Source organism: Alteribacillus iranensis, from assembly GCF_900113025.1.
GTDB lineage: Bacteria > Bacillota > Bacilli > Bacillales > Marinococcaceae > Alteribacillus_A > Alteribacillus_A iranensis.
Genome location: NZ_FONT01000001.1, coordinates 93,876 through 109,893, shown reverse-complemented (window position 1 = coordinate 109,893; position 16,018 = coordinate 93,876). Strand labels below are relative to the sequence as shown.

Annotated in this window: 23 protein-coding genes; 11 read left to right on the top strand and 12 right to left on the bottom strand. The window is 39.3% G+C overall.

Annotated elements, in window-relative coordinates; all coding sequences use genetic code 11:
* Window positions 1-80 precede the first annotated feature (80 nt).
* Window positions 81-917 carry a late competence protein ComER gene (gene comER / locus BM095_RS00585; protein WP_091656088.1) on the top strand — a complete coding sequence of 279 codons (837 nt, stop codon included), beginning with the start codon at window positions 81-83 and terminating at the stop codon, window positions 915-917.
* A gap of 252 nt (window positions 918-1,169) precedes the next feature.
* Here comER and BM095_RS00580 read toward each other — a convergent pair whose 3' ends face one another.
* The 8 genes from BM095_RS00580 to BM095_RS00545 are packed head-to-tail and all read right to left on the bottom strand — an operon-like array spanning window position 1,170 to window position 6,245.
* Window positions 1,170-1,925: a class I SAM-dependent DNA methyltransferase gene (locus tag BM095_RS00580; RefSeq protein ID WP_091656087.1), complete on the bottom strand. Its 756-nt coding sequence runs from the start codon at window positions 1,923-1,925 to the stop codon at window positions 1,170-1,172.
* A 12-nt stretch (window positions 1,926-1,937) separates the two neighbouring features.
* Window positions 1,938-2,294 (bottom strand): ribosome silencing factor, encoded by a 357-nt coding sequence (gene rsfS, locus BM095_RS00575; RefSeq protein WP_091656085.1) that lies wholly within the window; start codon window positions 2,292-2,294, stop codon window positions 1,938-1,940.
* A 9-nt stretch (window positions 2,295-2,303) separates the two neighbouring features.
* The gene (gene yqeK, locus BM095_RS00570) at window positions 2,304-2,885 is read right to left on the bottom strand and encodes a bis(5'-nucleosyl)-tetraphosphatase (symmetrical) YqeK (protein WP_091657784.1); all 582 of its coding nucleotides are present in this window, start codon (window positions 2,883-2,885) and stop codon (window positions 2,304-2,306) included.
* Window positions 2,863-3,456 (bottom strand): nicotinate-nucleotide adenylyltransferase, encoded by a 594-nt coding sequence (locus BM095_RS00565; protein ID WP_091656084.1) that lies wholly within the window; start codon window positions 3,454-3,456, stop codon window positions 2,863-2,865. Before BM095_RS00565 ends, yqeK begins: the two co-directional genes overlap by 23 nt.
* A gap of 12 nt (window positions 3,457-3,468) precedes the next feature.
* Window positions 3,469-3,762 carry a ribosome assembly RNA-binding protein YhbY gene (gene yhbY / locus BM095_RS00560; protein WP_091656082.1) on the bottom strand — a complete coding sequence of 98 codons (294 nt, stop codon included), beginning with the start codon at window positions 3,760-3,762 and terminating at the stop codon, window positions 3,469-3,471.
* On the bottom strand, window positions 3,749-4,618 hold the full coding sequence (aroE, locus tag BM095_RS00555; RefSeq protein ID WP_091656081.1) for a shikimate dehydrogenase: 870 nt from the start codon (window positions 4,616-4,618) through the stop codon (window positions 3,749-3,751). The genes yhbY and aroE overlap by 14 nt, the downstream gene beginning before the upstream one ends.
* A complete protein-coding gene (gene yqeH, locus BM095_RS00550) occupies window positions 4,618-5,724 on the bottom strand; it encodes a ribosome biogenesis GTPase YqeH (protein WP_091656079.1) in 1,107 nt (368 codons plus the stop codon). The genes aroE and yqeH overlap by 1 nt, the downstream gene beginning before the upstream one ends.
* Window positions 5,725-5,729: 5 nt before the next feature.
* Window positions 5,730-6,245: a YqeG family HAD IIIA-type phosphatase gene (locus tag BM095_RS00545; RefSeq protein WP_091656077.1), complete on the bottom strand. Its 516-nt coding sequence runs from the start codon at window positions 6,243-6,245 to the stop codon at window positions 5,730-5,732.
* A gap of 354 nt (window positions 6,246-6,599) precedes the next feature.
* Between BM095_RS00545 and BM095_RS00540 the strand changes: the two genes are divergently transcribed.
* Window positions 6,600-6,752 carry a sporulation histidine kinase inhibitor Sda gene (locus tag BM095_RS00540; protein WP_091656075.1) on the top strand — a complete coding sequence of 51 codons (153 nt, stop codon included), beginning with the start codon at window positions 6,600-6,602 and terminating at the stop codon, window positions 6,750-6,752.
* Between the two features lie 37 nt (window positions 6,753-6,789).
* Here the strand turns inward: BM095_RS00540 and BM095_RS00535 are convergent, their stop codons facing one another.
* Window positions 6,790-6,996, bottom strand: a complete 207-nt coding sequence (locus BM095_RS00535) for a hypothetical protein (RefSeq protein WP_091656073.1) — start codon at window positions 6,994-6,996, stop codon at window positions 6,790-6,792.
* Between the two features lie 204 nt (window positions 6,997-7,200).
* Here BM095_RS00535 and BM095_RS00530 point away from each other — a divergent pair, with 204 nt between their 5' ends.
* The 8 genes from BM095_RS00530 to BM095_RS00495 all read left to right on the top strand — a co-directional run bounded on the left by BM095_RS00530 (window position 7,201) and on the right by BM095_RS00495 (window position 13,408).
* Window positions 7,201-9,609, top strand: coding sequence for a Na+/H+ antiporter subunit A (locus tag BM095_RS00530; protein WP_091656071.1), 2,409 nt, complete (start codon window positions 7,201-7,203; stop codon window positions 9,607-9,609).
* On the top strand, window positions 9,606-10,028 hold the full coding sequence (locus BM095_RS00525) for a Na(+)/H(+) antiporter subunit B (protein ID WP_091656070.1): 423 nt from the start codon (window positions 9,606-9,608) through the stop codon (window positions 10,026-10,028). The genes BM095_RS00530 and BM095_RS00525 overlap by 4 nt, the downstream gene beginning before the upstream one ends.
* Window positions 10,028-10,369, top strand: coding sequence for a Na(+)/H(+) antiporter subunit C (locus BM095_RS00520; protein WP_091656068.1), 342 nt, complete (start codon window positions 10,028-10,030; stop codon window positions 10,367-10,369). Before BM095_RS00525 ends, BM095_RS00520 begins: the two co-directional genes overlap by 1 nt.
* Window positions 10,362-11,846 carry a Na+/H+ antiporter subunit D gene (locus BM095_RS00515; protein WP_091656066.1) on the top strand — a complete coding sequence of 495 codons (1,485 nt, stop codon included), beginning with the start codon at window positions 10,362-10,364 and terminating at the stop codon, window positions 11,844-11,846. The genes BM095_RS00520 and BM095_RS00515 overlap by 8 nt, the downstream gene beginning before the upstream one ends.
* A 6-nt stretch (window positions 11,847-11,852) precedes the next feature.
* Window positions 11,853-12,329, top strand: coding sequence for a Na+/H+ antiporter subunit E (locus tag BM095_RS00510; protein WP_091656064.1), 477 nt, complete (start codon window positions 11,853-11,855; stop codon window positions 12,327-12,329).
* 8 nt (window positions 12,330-12,337) lie between these two features.
* On the top strand, window positions 12,338-12,610 hold the full coding sequence (locus BM095_RS00505; protein WP_407639128.1) for a Na(+)/H(+) antiporter subunit F1: 273 nt from the start codon (window positions 12,338-12,340) through the stop codon (window positions 12,608-12,610).
* 7 nt (window positions 12,611-12,617) lie between these two features.
* Window positions 12,618-12,953 carry a monovalent cation/H(+) antiporter subunit G gene (gene mnhG, locus BM095_RS00500; protein ID WP_091656060.1) on the top strand — a complete coding sequence of 112 codons (336 nt, stop codon included), beginning with the start codon at window positions 12,618-12,620 and terminating at the stop codon, window positions 12,951-12,953.
* Window positions 12,954-13,135: 182 nt separating this feature from the next.
* The gene (locus BM095_RS00495) at window positions 13,136-13,408 is read left to right on the top strand and encodes an HU family DNA-binding protein (protein WP_091656058.1); all 273 of its coding nucleotides are present in this window, start codon (window positions 13,136-13,138) and stop codon (window positions 13,406-13,408) included.
* A 128-nt stretch (window positions 13,409-13,536) separates the two neighbouring features.
* On the opposite strand, the gene sigK is transcribed toward BM095_RS00495, so the two are convergent.
* The 3 genes from sigK to BM095_RS00485 all read right to left on the bottom strand — a co-directional run bounded on the left by sigK (window position 13,537) and on the right by BM095_RS00485 (window position 15,006).
* Complete coding sequence (sigK, locus tag BM095_RS00490) at window positions 13,537-14,247, bottom strand: RNA polymerase sporulation sigma factor SigK (protein ID WP_091656056.1); 711 nt, start codon at window positions 14,245-14,247, stop codon at window positions 13,537-13,539.
* A gap of 264 nt (window positions 14,248-14,511) precedes the next feature.
* Window positions 14,512-14,637, bottom strand: coding sequence for a hypothetical protein (locus BM095_RS16800; RefSeq protein WP_281243851.1), 126 nt, complete (start codon window positions 14,635-14,637; stop codon window positions 14,512-14,514).
* 177 nt (window positions 14,638-14,814) lie between these two features.
* Window positions 14,815-15,006 (bottom strand): hypothetical protein, encoded by a 192-nt coding sequence (locus BM095_RS00485; protein WP_091656054.1) that lies wholly within the window; start codon window positions 15,004-15,006, stop codon window positions 14,815-14,817.
* A 187-nt stretch (window positions 15,007-15,193) separates the two neighbouring features.
* On the opposite strand from BM095_RS00485, the gene BM095_RS00480 reads away from it, so the two are divergent.
* Window positions 15,194-15,817 carry an NUDIX hydrolase gene (locus BM095_RS00480; protein WP_245757766.1) on the top strand — a complete coding sequence of 208 codons (624 nt, stop codon included), beginning with the start codon at window positions 15,194-15,196 and terminating at the stop codon, window positions 15,815-15,817.
* The last annotated feature ends 201 nt before the right edge of the window (window positions 15,818-16,018 follow it).

Below are 16,018 nucleotides of genomic sequence, written 5' to 3'. Positions count from 1 at the left end.
AGTGACTCATATATTTATACTGGTGAACATAATGTAAATGGGGAAGTCATTTTTGAACGGAAATATAGGAGGGATAATGCGTGAAAAAGATAGGTGTAATCGGTACGGGGAACATGGGAGGAATGCTGACAGAGATACTAATTGAAAGTGGTGCATCTGACGAAAGCAACGTATGGATTTATAACCGAACGAAAGAACGCAGTGAATATTTTCAAACGAAATTTCCTCGCATCACAGCAGCCTCTCAGTTATCCGATCTCCTTTTACACACAGATATTATATTTGTGTGTGTGCGACCCGGACAGTATGAATCATTACTCGAATCGTTTAGGACGCATTTATCAAAAAAACAAATTTTGGCTACCATCACTAGCCCGGTGCTTCTCGAGGACTTAGAGACACTACCGCCTCAACGTGTGGTACGAACTGTCCCTAGTATTGTAAACAAAACAATGCAAGGACCATTACTACTAACGTTTGGCAATGGGTGGAAAGCAGAGGAGAGAAAAGAATTCAAGCATTGGATTAGTCATTTTTCAGATCCTATGGAAGTTTCTGATAACGTATTAAGAGCATCTAGCGACATCGTTAGCTGTGGTCCTGCCTTCATGAGTCTCTTGTTGGAGCGTTTTATCTATGCTGCGGTGACTGAAACAGCCATTACACTAGAAGAAGCAGAGCAGCTTGCTGAAAAAATGATGATTTCGTACGGTCACCTGCTGCAACAAGGTCATTTTGATTTGAGAAGCTTAAGAGAAAAAGTAAATGTTCCAGGAGGCATTACAGGAGAAGGAATTAAAGTAATAAAAAGGTATAGTGAAGGGATGTTCGAAGAGGTATTTCAACAAACTCACCGTAAGTTTGCTGTCGACAAACAAGAGATGATTAAATTACTTCAGCACGAAGAGAAAAGTTAACTTGATAATAGGGGAAGGGAAAGAGGAAGAATATAGTGTATGACAGAGCTCAACCTTCACCGAGTACCTGTCTTTTAAGCGACAATCGCTGGAGAACCGCCGGGCAGGCCCACCCCACAATGTAAGGAATCGACCTCACACCACGACGGTGACTTAACCTCGAAAACCCGATAAAATGATATATTTTCCAACTTCAAAAAGACGGTATTAATTCCGTCTTTTTTATAGAGATTATCATTATCTTACCCTCTCCTAAGGGTTTTGTAAAATCTTTTCTACATTGAAAAAAAGACGTTCGCTTGTTTCTACTGGTGCTTCACTGGTGAAATCTGCAGTTATCCTTTTTATTGAAAACCCGCATTCTTTTATTACAGAACGGTAATCATTCATGGAATAAGCCCGCTGACGATGGAGTTCGTCATACCTTATATATAAGCTGTCTTGACGTTGAGTAAAAATTGACAACTCATGCTCCACTTCTCCCGGGGCATCCGTCGGAAATACATTCCATATATAAGATATATCTTCTGCTGCATCTGCAACAGAATAGTAAGATAAAACGTTATTCACATAATAAAGAGAATGGACGTCAAACAGGAGTTTCCCACCTGGACGCAAGTGGTCCCAAATCGTCTTTAGAGCTTTCTCCATATCATTTATAGAAGTGAGATAATTTAATGAGTCACACAACACGATAATTACGTCAAATTGCTTGCCCATGTCGAAATAACGCATATCTTGACATGTCAATAACGCCTGAAGTCCCTTATTTTTCAGCTTTTGATCTGCAACCGCCAGCATATCTTCCGACACATCCAAGCCTTCTGCCTGGTAGCCTTTTTCACACAAGCTTGCTAAAATGGTTCCTGTTCCACACCCTACTTCTAGTATTTTCGGTTCTTGAAGCTGTTCTTCTTTAAGTGTCGTCTCTACCCATGTCAGCCAGCTTGAATAGGGGGCATCGGCCATTAATTCGTCATAAACATTTGCAAACCCTTTATACATCATTTTTTCGAACCCCTAATAGGATAAAACAGTTTCTAGTTCAACTACTCCTGCGTCTCCCCATAATTTTTCTAAATTGTAATAATGCCGTTCGTCTTTGTGGAAAACATGGACGATGACGTCTCCTAAGTCGATCAGCACCCATTTTGCCTCATCATAGCCTTCAAGACGCTTTACTTCATACCCCTCCTCCTGAGCTTTCTTCTTTATTTCCTGGGCAATAGCTTGAACTTGTTTATAAGAATTACCATGTCCAATCAAGAAGAAGTCAGCGATAAGAGAGATACCTCTCATATCAAGTGCTATAAGGTGTTCCGCTTTCTTCTCATCAGCCGCACGAGCTGCCAAAGTTAACAGGGGTTTCTCTTCCATCCTATATTTTCATCCTTTCTTATTTTGTTTAGATATTTCCAAAACCAGGTCATTATAAGCATGAAGTGTCTCTGGGAATACCGGTTCTTCCTTGCTCATCAAAAAAAGAACAGTGTTATGAAGTGCCATTAATACGGCCCGGTCTAAATCAACTTCAGCTTGTTCTCTAACTTCCTTGACTCCCGGGAAATTTCGATTCGGTTCGATATAATCTGCTAAAAAAATGACCTTCTCTAAAGGATCCATATTTGCTTTACCCGTAGTATGCCAGAAGATTGCCGATAATATCTCACTGTCTTTAATTCCAATTTCCTTCTCCACCAGATAGGAACCAGCAGGAGCATGTAATAACTCATTGTTAAACTGAATGAACCTTTCATCCCAGCCGTTCTTTTGAATAATTTCTCGCATTTCCTCCACAGAACGGTACTTGGCATAATCATGAAAGATGGCCGCCATTTTCGCTTTATTGGTGTTTACTTCATACCGATGAGCTAGGTTGACCGCAGTGTTCATGACCCCAACGGTATGGATATATCGTTTATTTGTTAAATGAGGTTTTACTAATTTAAGTGCTGTTTTTTGGTCGATATCCATATAGCTCTCTCTCCCTAATCCAATCCCTAACATCCTCTGGTACAAAATACCGTATATTTTCACCTTTCCTGCATCTCTCACGAATCAGAGTGGATGAAATATCAAGCTGGGGCACCTTTATATGTTCTATACCCTCTATTTCACATTTTCCAGCATAATAACCGGGGCGTTCTGCAACAACAAATGTTACTAATGTATTTAATGTGGAAATATCCTTCCATGTGTGGAGCTGTTCCGCCATATCTCCACCGATAATAAAATAGTAGTCAGCTGGATGTCTTCTTTTTAACTCCTTTACTGTATCGATGGTATAAGAAGGGCCTGACCGATCAAACTCTATGTCACACACATGAAACTTCGTATTGCTATTCACCGCTCTTTGCGTCATCTGCAAACGATCTTCAGACGTAGTGAGATGGTTTCTCGTCTTATGCGGGGGGATATTGGCGGGAATAAACCAAATTTCATCCAAACCAAGACTGGATAACGTCTCCTGTGCGATTAGTAAGTGGGCGACATGAGGAGGATCAAATGTCCCTCCCATAAGACCTATTTTCTCCGTCATTCTTTCTCCCCTTTAATTCGGTAATTCAATTCTCTTATTTTCTGTTGATTCTTTGTACAAAATGATAGTACTCCCAATAATTTGCACTATATCTGCTTTTGCCCCTTCAGCTATTGCCTCTGCAACGAAATGCTTGTCTTCGGCGCAATTTTGAAGCACGTTTAATTTTATCAATTCTCTCGCTTCAAGAGCATCTAACGTCTGTTTAATTAAATTATCGTTCACCCCTGCTTTCCCAATTTGAAATACAGGCTTTAAATGGTGAGCTTTTTTACGCAAATACCGTTTTTGTTTACCGGTAAGCATCTGATTTCTTTCCTCCTAACTCTTCTACAACAACCTCTGTCATCCTATCTGTATCCGGTTCGATCCCTGTCCACTTTTGAAAAGCAAGTGCCCCCTGACCAACAAACATGCCTACTCCATTTATTGTGTTTGCTCCATTTGCCGCCGCTTCTTCCAGCCATCTCGTTTGGAGAGGGTTGTAAATGAGATCACTGCACAGACAACCTCTCTTTAGCCCTTCTGATACCCAAGGAGTTTCATTTACGTGGGGGTACATCCCAACGGAAGTCGTGTTAACAATTACATCGTACGTAGACGTTTGTGATTCAGCATCCGTTTTATTAAGCACATTTATATGATAGTTCTCCGGCAGCATGCGGCGAATTTCTTCCGCCTTGGCAACGGTACGGTTCGTGATTGTTATGGACGCTACTCCGTACAAGGCTAATGCAGTAACAACGGCCCGGGAAGCTCCCCCAGCTCCTACTACAAGAATATCGCTCTCTTTTAACTGGTCACCAATTACCCGTTTCAGAGAATCTACATACCCACGGCCATCTGTGTTATATCCAACCCATTGTCCGTTTTCATTTACGACTGTATTCACCGCTCCTATAATCTCTGCTTCTTCATCTATTTTATCTAAGTAATCCATAACAGCTACTTTATGAGGAACAGTTACATTGAAGCCCGACACACCTAAAGCTTTCATTCCATCTACTGCTTCTTTTAAATGGTCGGGATGTACGTTAAAAGCGTGATAATAATACGGAAGCTCTTTCACTCGAAACTGTTCATTATGCATAGTTGGTGACATAGAGTGACCAGTTGGATATCCAATAAGTCCAAATAATTTCTCAGCTTTTTTTGTCCACATTAAATAATCGCCTCTCTTATAGAAACACCTACACCTTTAGGGAGATAAACAGTCACTTCTGCTCCACTCTCTGTTACAGATAACCACCCTAATCCAGCAATTACGATATCTGTCTTTGGCTTTTTAATTGTAAACTCATGTTTAATGAGCGGGGGCATAGTCTTCAGGGTCTCCGGTCCTGGAGGGGACAATAACTCACCAGAATGCTTTTCATATAATTCATCAGCATTTTCTAATTTTGTCCGATGGATTGGTAATTCATTTGAAAAATATCCAACAAAGGAATTTGAACTCCCTTGTTTAAAGTCAAAGCGCGCTAATGCTCCTACAAATAATGATTGCCCTTCATTCAACTGAAAAATCCTCGGTTTAATTTCTTTAGCAGGGGTTACCTGCTGCAGTTCCTTTTTACTTACAAAATGTGCTATTTGTTTATTATTTATTATTCCTGGCGTATCGTAAAGATTACTTCCATCGTCAAGAGGAATATTAATCATATCAAGCGTAGTACCAGGAAAGTGTGAGGTAGTAATAATCGATTGATCTTCGCCACTGACATTTTGAATAATTTTATTGATGAACGTCGATTTCCCTACATTCGTACAACCAGTAACATAGACGTCTCGACCGTCTCTGATCTTATCAATCGCAGCCGCTGCCTCTTGTATCCCCTGATTTTTACTAGCACTGATTAACATAATACTTTCCGTACGTAATCCATGTTCTTTTGCTTCTCGTGCAATCCACCTTTTTAATTTCGAATGGTTTGTTGATTTGGGTAGAAGATCTACTTTATTCGCCAGTATAAGTACATCATTATTTCCGACATACCTTTGAAAGCCTGGAATCCAACTGCCTTCAAAATCAAAGAGATCAACAACTTTTACTACTAACACATCTCTTTGCCCCAGCTTATGCAGCTTGTTAGTAAAGTCTTTATTATCCAATGGTACGTCTTGTACTTCATTATAATGCTTTAACCGAAAACAACGTTGGCAAATGACAGTCTCGCGGTTTAAAGCAGAAGGTGGTGTGTATCCGGCGCCTTCTTTATTTTCAGTTTGAATTTCTGTCCCGCACCCAGAACAAACAATAGTCTCATTCATTTAGGTTATTCCTCCCATTGAATCAGCCCTTTATCTCGCAAACGCTTAAGGACCCTTCTTTCCACTTTTCTGTTCACTCTCGTTAAAAATCCGTCTGTCGAGGCAATAGGTACTACTAGAACCGTATAAAAACCAGCTCTGTTCCCTCCGAATACGTCTGTTAGTACTTGATCTCCGACCACCACGACTTCATCTTTTGCAAGCCCCATACGTTTACATGCTTTGAGAAAGGCTCTCCGAAGTGGTTTTCTAGCCGAATGAATGAACTGGATGCCCGTTGGTTCTGAGAATGAGCTCACTCGTTCCTTGTTATTATTCGAAACGATGGTAACTTGGAAGCCTTCCGTACGCATGAGCTTCAGCCATTCCAATAACTTGGGAGTCGCATCCGGCCGGTCCCATTCTACCAAAGTGTTATCTAAATCTGTAATAATTCCTTTAATATTTCTAGCACGTAATTCCTCAAGATCTAAATCAAAAACTGAAGGTATATATTCATTTGGAATAAAATACTTTAGCACCTTAGACACCCTTTAATTTAATATATTTCCGATCGTCCCGCTAAACTGAAAGTATATCGTTTATGCCGTTTTTTTTCAATTAGTAGCAGGAAAAGGGTTATCTTTATTATTCCTAAAACTTTTCGACAAATTTTTACACACTCTTATTTGTGGATAACTTTTTCAACACTATTAACACGTATGTAATTAACTTTATTGCTAATTATCCTAAATGTATAAACAGTTTATCCACTAACAATTGTGGATAAACGAACGATTGTTCTCTCAACACTAAAATGCTAAACTAAATGTGTGTTAAACCGTACATATTCCATATTGGAGTGCGCGGTTATAGTAAGGAGGTGTTTTTCTTAAATGGAACAGCTGTCAGATGATTTGCTGGTAGAAGCCTATGAAAAAGCCATTCAATTGGAACTGGAAGATGATTTTGTAACTTTGATTGAAAAAGAATTAAGAAAACGCTCTTTACTGATGGGTAACTATCGACCCGTATCGATTAGCCGATAATAAAATGTAAATTGAAAAATATCGCCTTTCCAGTGGTTTAACTGGAAAGGCTTTTTATTGTTGCATATTCGCGTGGTTCTAAGTTGATGGTTTTTCCTTCATAAGAATTTGCCAAGGGAACGAGCGGATCACTTGTTGAATGAAACTTATCCAAACGTTTTTGTTCTACATATTCATTCATAAATGCTCCACACGTAAACACCATGGAGATGACAAACAAAGAACCAATGATTTTTTTCGTCATTCCCTACACTCCTTTATATAATTAGTGTCGGGAATCGACAATTTTTTTATTCATTAAATATTCTAATTCCGGCTCTCTACCTATATATAATAATCCTTTCATCCCCTTCATTCTCAAGGTTTTTCAAGGTGCATCCTCATTTATTTTAAGTTATAATGTGAAAAGACTACATAAAGATACGGAAAATGACAAAGGAGGCCTTACATGTTCACAGCCTTGCATTTCGCTATTATAGCTCCTTTTTTAGCTGCTATATTAGTGCCCATTTTATACAAACTTGTTTCACGAATACATACGGGGTGGTTTGTCTTACTCGTCCCCTTTCTGTTATTCATTTATTTTATTCAGTTTTTGCCTATCACTTCGAACAATGAGTCCGTTACTGCCGTATTTGATTGGATTCCCTCCTTGGGGATTAGCTTCGCGGCATATGTAGATGGACTTGGGTTACTATTTGCTTTATTAATAACAGGGATTGGATCGTTAGTCGTTTTATATTCCATCTATTATCTTTCAAAAGAGAAAGAATCTCTCAATAATTTTTATGTTTATTTATTAATGTTTATGGGTGCAATGCTTGGGGTTGTTTTATCTGATAATTTGATTGTTCTTTATACGTTTTGGGAAATCACAAGCATTTCTTCATTTCTACTTATTTCGTACTGGTACGAACGAGAAAAATCCCGTTATGGCGCTTTAAAATCGATGCTAATCACGATGCTTGGCGGTTTTGCCATGCTTGTAGGGATTGTGCTTCTGTATCAAATGACGAATACGTTCAGCATTCAAGAAATAGCTGCCTCTTCCAGTGAAATATTAAACCATCCATTATTTTTGCCGGCTATGCTGCTCATATTGCTGGGAGCGTTTACAAAATCAGCTCAATTCCCATTTCATATATGGTTACCCGACGCTATGGAAGCACCGACTCCAGTCAGCGCCTACTTACACTCTGCTACTATGGTAAAGGCAGGTATTTATTTAGTGGCCCGCCTTAGTCCTGTTTTTGCTTTTAGTGGAGAATGGCTTTGGCTCGTGGCAGGGTTTGGAATAACTACCCTGTTTTGGGGTTCTTTTTCAGCAGTACGTCACACTGACTTGAAAGCAATTCTTGCATATTCTACTGTCAGTCAGCTGGGAATGATACTATCGATGCTAGGCGTAGGGGCAGCTGCTTTACACTTTGATAGTATCGATAATAACTTATACATAGGAGCTACAGCTGCCGCTTTATTTCATTTGATAAACCATGCTACTTTCAAAGGCAGTCTGTTTATGATGGTTGGTATCGTTGACCATGAGACAGGCACTCGTGATATCCGTCATCTCGGAGGTTTAATGACGGTTATGCCGATTACGTTCACCATTGCCGTCATCGGCAGTTTTTCTATGGCCGGCTTGCCACCTTTTAATGGGTTTTTAAGTAAAGAAATGTTTTTTACGGCAATGCTAAATATTACGACGTTCAACTTGTTTAGTGTGGATACAATTGGAATTGTCTTTCCAATTGTAGCTTGGATAGCAAGCATATTTACATTTATATACAGCATGATTATTGTGTTTAAAACCTTTGGCGGGAAGCTGCAGCTTAACAAACTGCCTTCTAAGCCTCATGAAGCACCGTTTGGAATGCTAATTTCACCTCTTGTGTTAATTAGTCTGGTTATTGTGTTTGGATTTTTTCCAAACATATTATCTTATACAGTCATCGCCCCGGCTATGGCGTCCATTCTCCCGTCTGTATTGGCCAATGGAGAACAATTTCACGTGGACATCTACTTTTGGCATGGCTGGACCCTAGAGTTATTTATGACATTGGGTGTCGTAGCGTTAGGGTCATTATTGTATTTGAGCATTCGGAAATGGTCAGGTGTCTACAGCCTCTTCCCCGAAACGTTGTCTTTTAACAAGCTGTATGACCAAACTCTTTTTACTGGAGAGAGAGCTGCGAGCCGTATAACAGGCTTGTATATGACGGGGTCGATAAGACATTACCTCGTGTATATATTTATTTTCTTTACAGCTATCCTAATTGCTACGTTATTTGGTAAGGATGCCTTAACGTTAACTACAGACAACACAGCTCCCGTAAGCGTGCATGAACTTATCCTTGCAGCGATGCTGATTTTCTCAGCCCTGACTGTTATGTTTGCATCAAAGCGGATGACTGTGCTCATTAGTCTTGGTGTTACAGGTTATACAGTTGCACTGTTTTTTGTCATTTTCCGCGCCCCGGATTTAGCTTTAACCCAGCTTATTATTGAAACTGTTTCGGTCGCGCTGTTTTTACTGTGCTTCTATCACTTACCTAACATTACAAAAGACTTAAAAAAAGTGCGCTTTCAAACAGGAAACTTTATTGTTTCATTGGCAGTCGGTATCACTATCACATTAATTGGTATTTCAGCTAATGGGACTCGTTTATTCGAATCAATATCTGGATTTTTCCCTGAAGCTAGTTATGATCTTGCTGGTGGAAAAAACATGGTGAATGTCATCCTTGTAGATTTCCGGGGTACAGATACGTTATTTGAAATTTTAGTACTAGGGATTGCTGCACTAGGAATCTTTACAATGATTAAATTAAGGCTTGCTGGGAGAGATCGCTTATGAGACCGAATGATGTCGTAGTTCAAACAGCAACCAAAGTATTGGTGTTTATTATTCTGGTATTTTCTGTTTTTATGTTCTTTAATGGACATCATAACCCGGGAGGAGGCTTCATTGGAGGTCTGATGACTAGTTCTGCCGTTGTCCTCCTCATGCTGGCTTTTGATTTGGATACAGTAAAGCGGATCCTGCCTATCGACTATAAAATTTTAATAGCAGTCGGGCTGCTCATCGCTGTCTTGACTGCTGTGGGATCTTTCTTATTTGGCGTCCCATTTTTATCCCACACTTTTGGATACTTTACGCTTCCTATATTGGGAGAAGTAGAGTTGGCTACTGCCTTACTGTTTGATCTTGGTGTCTATTTGGTCGTAGTTGCCGTAACGCTTACCATCATTCAAACAATAGGGGAGGATCGATAATGGAAATTGTTATGTCTATTGTGGCTGGTGTTTTATTCATGGCCGGAACCTATTTGGTTCTGTCCAAAAATATGATTCGTATTATTGTTGGCACCAGTGTAATTAGTCACGGAGCCCACCTCCTTCTCTTAACCATGGCTGGCTTAAAAACAGGGGCACCGCCACTGCTCGGACTCGAAGCTTCTAATTATACGGATCCGCTTCCACAAGCGTTAATCCTAACTGCAATTGTAATTAGTTTTGGTGTTACATCTTTTTTCCTCGTGCTTGGCTACAGAGCTTATAAAGTGACAGGGACGGACGACACCGATGGATTGAGAGGGCCTGATGCACATGATTAACATCTTAATAGCACCTATATTAATACCATTGTTGACCGGAACCATTTTGTTGCTTATTCCTAAAAAAATAACAGCGCAACGTACTATTAGTATCATCGCAGGCATCGTCCTCATTGCTGTTAATATCTTCCTTGTTCTGGATGTGTATCAAAATGGTATCCGAACGTTAGAATTGGGAGGCTGGACTCCCCCCTTTGGCATCGTGCTTGTGGGAGATATGCTTGCTCTCTTATTAGTAACAACTACGTCAGTCCTTAGTCTTCCCGTTCTTTTGTACTCCTTTCGTTCCATTGGCAGAGAAAGAGAGAAATTTTATTATTATTCCTTTTATTATTTCCTGATAACAGGGGTGTCAGGGGCTTTTATAACAGGAGACATATTTAACCTTTTTGTATTTTTTGAAGTAATGCTTATTGCTTCCTACATACTTATCGTTCATGGCGGTACGAAGGTACAATTACGTGAATCGTTTAAATATGTATTGGTGAATGTTATTTCTTCTGCTTTATTTGTAGGAGCAGTGGCTTATTTATACGCCGTGACAGGAACGTTGAACATGGCTCATTTATCAGAAAGAATTGGCAGTCTTGATGAGACCGTTCCTATTCTTACCGTGATTGCGGTCATGTTTTTAATTGTGTTCGGTCTCAAAGGGGCATTGTTTCCTCTATACTTTTGGCTTCCCGGCTCTTATGCTGCGCCTCCTCCTGCGATTGCAGCTATATTTGGAGCCTTGTTAACAAAGGTAGGTATATATTCATTGTTTCGGACCTATTCCCTTATCTTTGTGAACGACACCGCATTTACTCATACTTTGCTTGGTATATTAGCTGGGATTACTATGATTGCTGGTGTGATCGGAGCGATTGCCCACCAAGATGTTTTCAAAATACTTGTCTACAATGTTATTGTAGCAGTGGGTTATGTTCTGTTCGGCGTATCTGTATTAAATGACAGTGGATTCAATGGAGCTATCTTTTATCTGATTCATGACATGATCATTAAAGCGGCCCTATTTCTCTTAGTCGGTACTTTGGTATTTGTTGCAGGGACAAGCAAGCTGAAGAAAATGGGAGGAATTATTAAATATTACCCGGCGCTGGGATGGATGTTTTTTGTTGCTGTTATGTCATTAGTAGGTGTTCCTCCGTTAAGTGGATTTATAGGCAAACTTCTATTAATCCAAGGTGGTGCAAATGCTGGGGACTATTGGCTTGTTGCGACGATGATGATATCAAGTCTTCTCGTTCTTTATTCCATGATCCGTATCTTCTTAAACGGTTTTTTTGGGAAACCGACGCTGGAGAGACCTGACCAATTTTCTACCGCAAAAGGATTGCTATGGCCGAGCGCGCTTTTAATAGCACTATCCGTACTTGTCGGTCTAGGAGCAGAGCTGCTTTATCCTTTGGTTGACATCGCGGCAACCACACTGCTTCAACCAGAAATTTATATTGAAGCCGTTTTAAAGGAGTAGAATCATATGGCGATACAAATAATTATCAACTTAATCATGGCTTTCACGTGGATGTTTCTCAATAACAGTTGGACATTCGTCTCTTTTCTAAGCGGTTATGTCATCGGGCTTGGTATTCTATATTTGGTGAGAGGTTTCTTTCCCAAACGTTTTTACTTTATTACATTCATAGCGATTATTAAGCTAATCCTGATCTTTATTAAAGAATTATTTTTGTCAACTATTCAAGTCGTTAGTCAAGTATTACGTCCCCGACTAGACATCCGACCTGGTATATTTGCTATGGATATAGATTTAAAAGACGATTGGGAAGTCACTTTGTTGTCATGTCTAATCACCTTAACACCAGGAACATTGGTCGTAGACGTCTCTCCGGACAGCAAGACATTATATATCCACTCCCTTGACTTAGAAGACGTGAATGACGAAAAACGACAAATCGAGAATTCCTTTATCAAGGCTATTCAGGAGGTGAGAGCGTAATGTTTCACATGCTAATTAATATATCCGCCGCAATTATTGCTCTCTCCATCTTAATAACTCTGTATAGAGTAATAACAGGTCCTTCTGCTCCCGATCGGGTAGTAGCCCTTGACATGATAGGGATTAACCTCATCAGCCTGGCTGCTGTCATGTCTTTAATATTAAATACAACCGCGTTCTTAGAAGTTATACTTCTACTTGCTATACTAGCTTTTATTGGTACAGTGGGTTTCTCCAAATTCATAGAAAAGGGTGTTGTGATTGAGCGTAAACGAGATTAGCAATATAATGATAGGAGTTCTCGTTCTTATTGGCGCCCTCTTAAGCTTAATTAGTGCTATAGGGGTCATTAGGCTCCCTGATGTATACACACGTCTCCATGCTTCTACAAAGGCTGCCACATTGGGAGTGATGTGTATTTTGTTAGCTCTCTTCTTATTCTTTGGTCTAGTGGATGGATATGTTAGTGCCCGCATTCTTTTAGCCATTCTCTTTGTTTTTGCAACAGCACCAGTTGGAGGCCATCTTATTTCGAGAGCTGCACATAACACAGGCGTCTCTCTTTGGGAGTCAAGTACACAAGATGACTTAAGAAAGAAAAAAACAAAAAAAGACTTATCTTAAATCACTCATTCTAGCTGAAAATTCATCTGTCATCCGTTTTAAATTTTTGTTATTCGGAAATAATGGTAAGAAATAAGCTTACACATTAGTCAAATTACCCGCCAACACTTGACATATCAAGGATTTCATGAGTAAATTTGTATTGTACAGTCTCTATATTAGGAATGAAAGGGAGTTTTTTCATGAACAAGACAGATCTAATCAATTCTGTAGCAGAGCAAGCAGATATCTCTAAAAAAGACGCTTCTAAAGCAGTAGATGCTGTATTCGACAGCATTACAGAGACATTGAAAAAAGGCGACAAAATTCAATTAGTTGGCTTCGGAAGCTTTGAAGTACGTGAACGTGCGGCAAGAAAAGGTCGTAACCCGCAAACAGGGGATGAAATTGAAATCCCTGCAACAAAAAACCCTGCTTTCCGTCCAGGAAAGCAACTTAAGGATGCTGTCAACTAAAAACATAATATTTTCTATACGGGGGAAACGATTAATACCGATCGTAGGAAAGAGACGCAGATTACACGATAATCTGCGTCTCTTCCCCAGTTTATTTACATGTTGTTCTTCACGAAAGTAATCTTTTTTTATGATCCCATTTTTCTCTGATGTTTATAAAATTCCTGAAAGAGTTTAAAAAGTGCCCTTTTTTCTATACGGGAAACATAGCTTCGCGAAATACCGAGTTCCTTTGCTATTTCTCTCTGTGTTTTTTCTTTTTTCTTTTCGAGACCAAACCTGCTAACAATTACTCCTTTTTCTCTCTCATCTAACACGCCCATAAATTGATACATTTGCGACTTTTCCATCTTTAATTGAATGATATCTGCGACTTCCGGCCCCTCTTCTTGCAATACGTCCATTAAAGAAATTTCATTTCCCTCTTTATCGCTCCCAATAGGATCATATAAAGAAATATCTTTCTTTACTTTTTTCAATGCCCGAAGATGCATAAGTATTTCATTTTCTACACACCGTGCTGCGTAGGTAGCTAGTTTCGTACCTTTATCTGGAGAATAACTTTCAATCCCTTTGATAAGCCCAATGGTTCCGATAGAAATGAGATCTTCCGTATCTTCTCTCGTGTTTTCGAATTTTTTTACGATGTGTGCTACTAACCGCAAATTATGTTCAATTAATATATTTCTTGATTCTTGACTACCTTGCTGCAATTTTTTTAGATGTTTTTTCTCTTCTTCTTTCGACAAGGGCTGCGGAAACGCGTTATTTTTAACATAGGATACAAACAAGGCCAGTTCTTTAATGAAATAAACAGCTGCAGCCAAAATGCCGGACAATTCGCATCTCCCCTTTCAAACCTTCCTGCTCTATTTATCATATGCTTGAAGAGGAGATGTGTTGTTTGTCCAACATCACTTTCATAAGAAAAGCGAAAGCGATCTGGCTTGCACAGGATGCGCTGCCTTTTGCGTTAGCTAGTACACGGTGTTCTGACTTCTGCGTTGGCTTACGAAGGATGCGTTGACTTTTGCATTGCAAACAGGACGTTTGCGTTTCTAGCAGAAGAACCGCTATATGGAATGTTAAACTTTCCAATCTTTTTAATGAAGACCTCTTTCATTTTCCTCCAACTGTTTACGAAGCATTTCATTAATTAATTGCTCTTCTTCTCGTTTTAACTCACGCCCAAGTTCTTTTTCAAACTTTTGTTTCATTGAATAATACATTTCGTATGTCTCCACTCCTAGATAACCTACCCTCTTTGGTGTTGTAGTTAAATCTTACCATATAGAAGATTATCTTTGAATAACTCATACATTCATTAGCTATATTAAAAAAATGGAGTGGACAAAATGCCACTCCATTCGAAGAAGGATCCTACAATGATGAACGAAATCGTTCCGTTAATCTACTTCTTTCCTCTGTGTGGAAGAAGTATTTTTTGTGTTCTCTTTTTTTCTATTTTCAATTTCGTCATCTTTTAATTCTTCTAGCGGAATATGATCTTCATAAGCTGAAGGGGGTGTGTCATTTAACTTATCCTTTACGGAACGAGATTTTTCACTAACATACTCTTTTTTATTAAATTTAGGCATATTATGATAGCCTCCTTTTATCACTTCTATTATTCCTTACCACATTTCATCCTTTTACAAACACTACGCTCATGTGAAACACCTGCATCGAGAGAACTCGGAGCCTATCCACTCTGCATAACAGATGAGTTTATACAAAATCTCTGTTATGATTAACTTAGCAAAGAATAAAGGTGGAATACTCGCCGTGAGAATTAGTAAAGAAACCGTTATCCAACGATTAAAGAATAGAGAACAAGGGATAATAGAGGAACGCTATATGAGAAAATATGCGGTTATTATACCTATCATAGAGAAAAAAGAGGGCTTGGAAGTTCTGTTTGAAGTTAGAGCTAAACATATGAAACGCCAACCGGGAGAGATTTGTTTTCCAGGAGGGAAGATAGATAGACAAGACGCCTCTCCTCAAGCAGCAGCTATTCGGGAATTATGCGAGGAAGTAGGTATTTCTGAAAATCAAGTGACGTTGCTCGGAAAATTAGATCGTATCGTCTCCCCTTTCAATCAAGTAATATTTCCTTTTTCCGGGGTTTTAAACACGACTGCTTTTTCACCAAATAAGGAAGAAGTCGATGAATTGTTCTCTGTTCCATTGTCTTTCTTTCTCTCTCATGATCCCGAACGATATGATGTTGAGTTATCCGTACAACCAGGTGAGGACTTCCCATATGGAAGCATCCCAGGTGGAAAAAATTATCCGTGGAATAAAGGATTTGTACCGGAATATTTTTATTATTATCAAAACTATATTATATGGGGTATCACCGCCCGGATCATTAAGCACTTCGCCGAAGAGATTTATGAAAGTTGAGCGCTCAATCATCTTTCGTATGTCTCCTATACAAGTAACAGAAACAGCTGATTGTCCATCCAGTGTTCAGCCGACTCACCATCTGAGCGCCCAAGATTTCCGAAATAAGTAAATCTCACCATATAAAAATCGCCAGCTTTCGTATAGGTAGGAATAGCACATCCTCATACGATAGCGGCGATTTTTATATAATATACGATG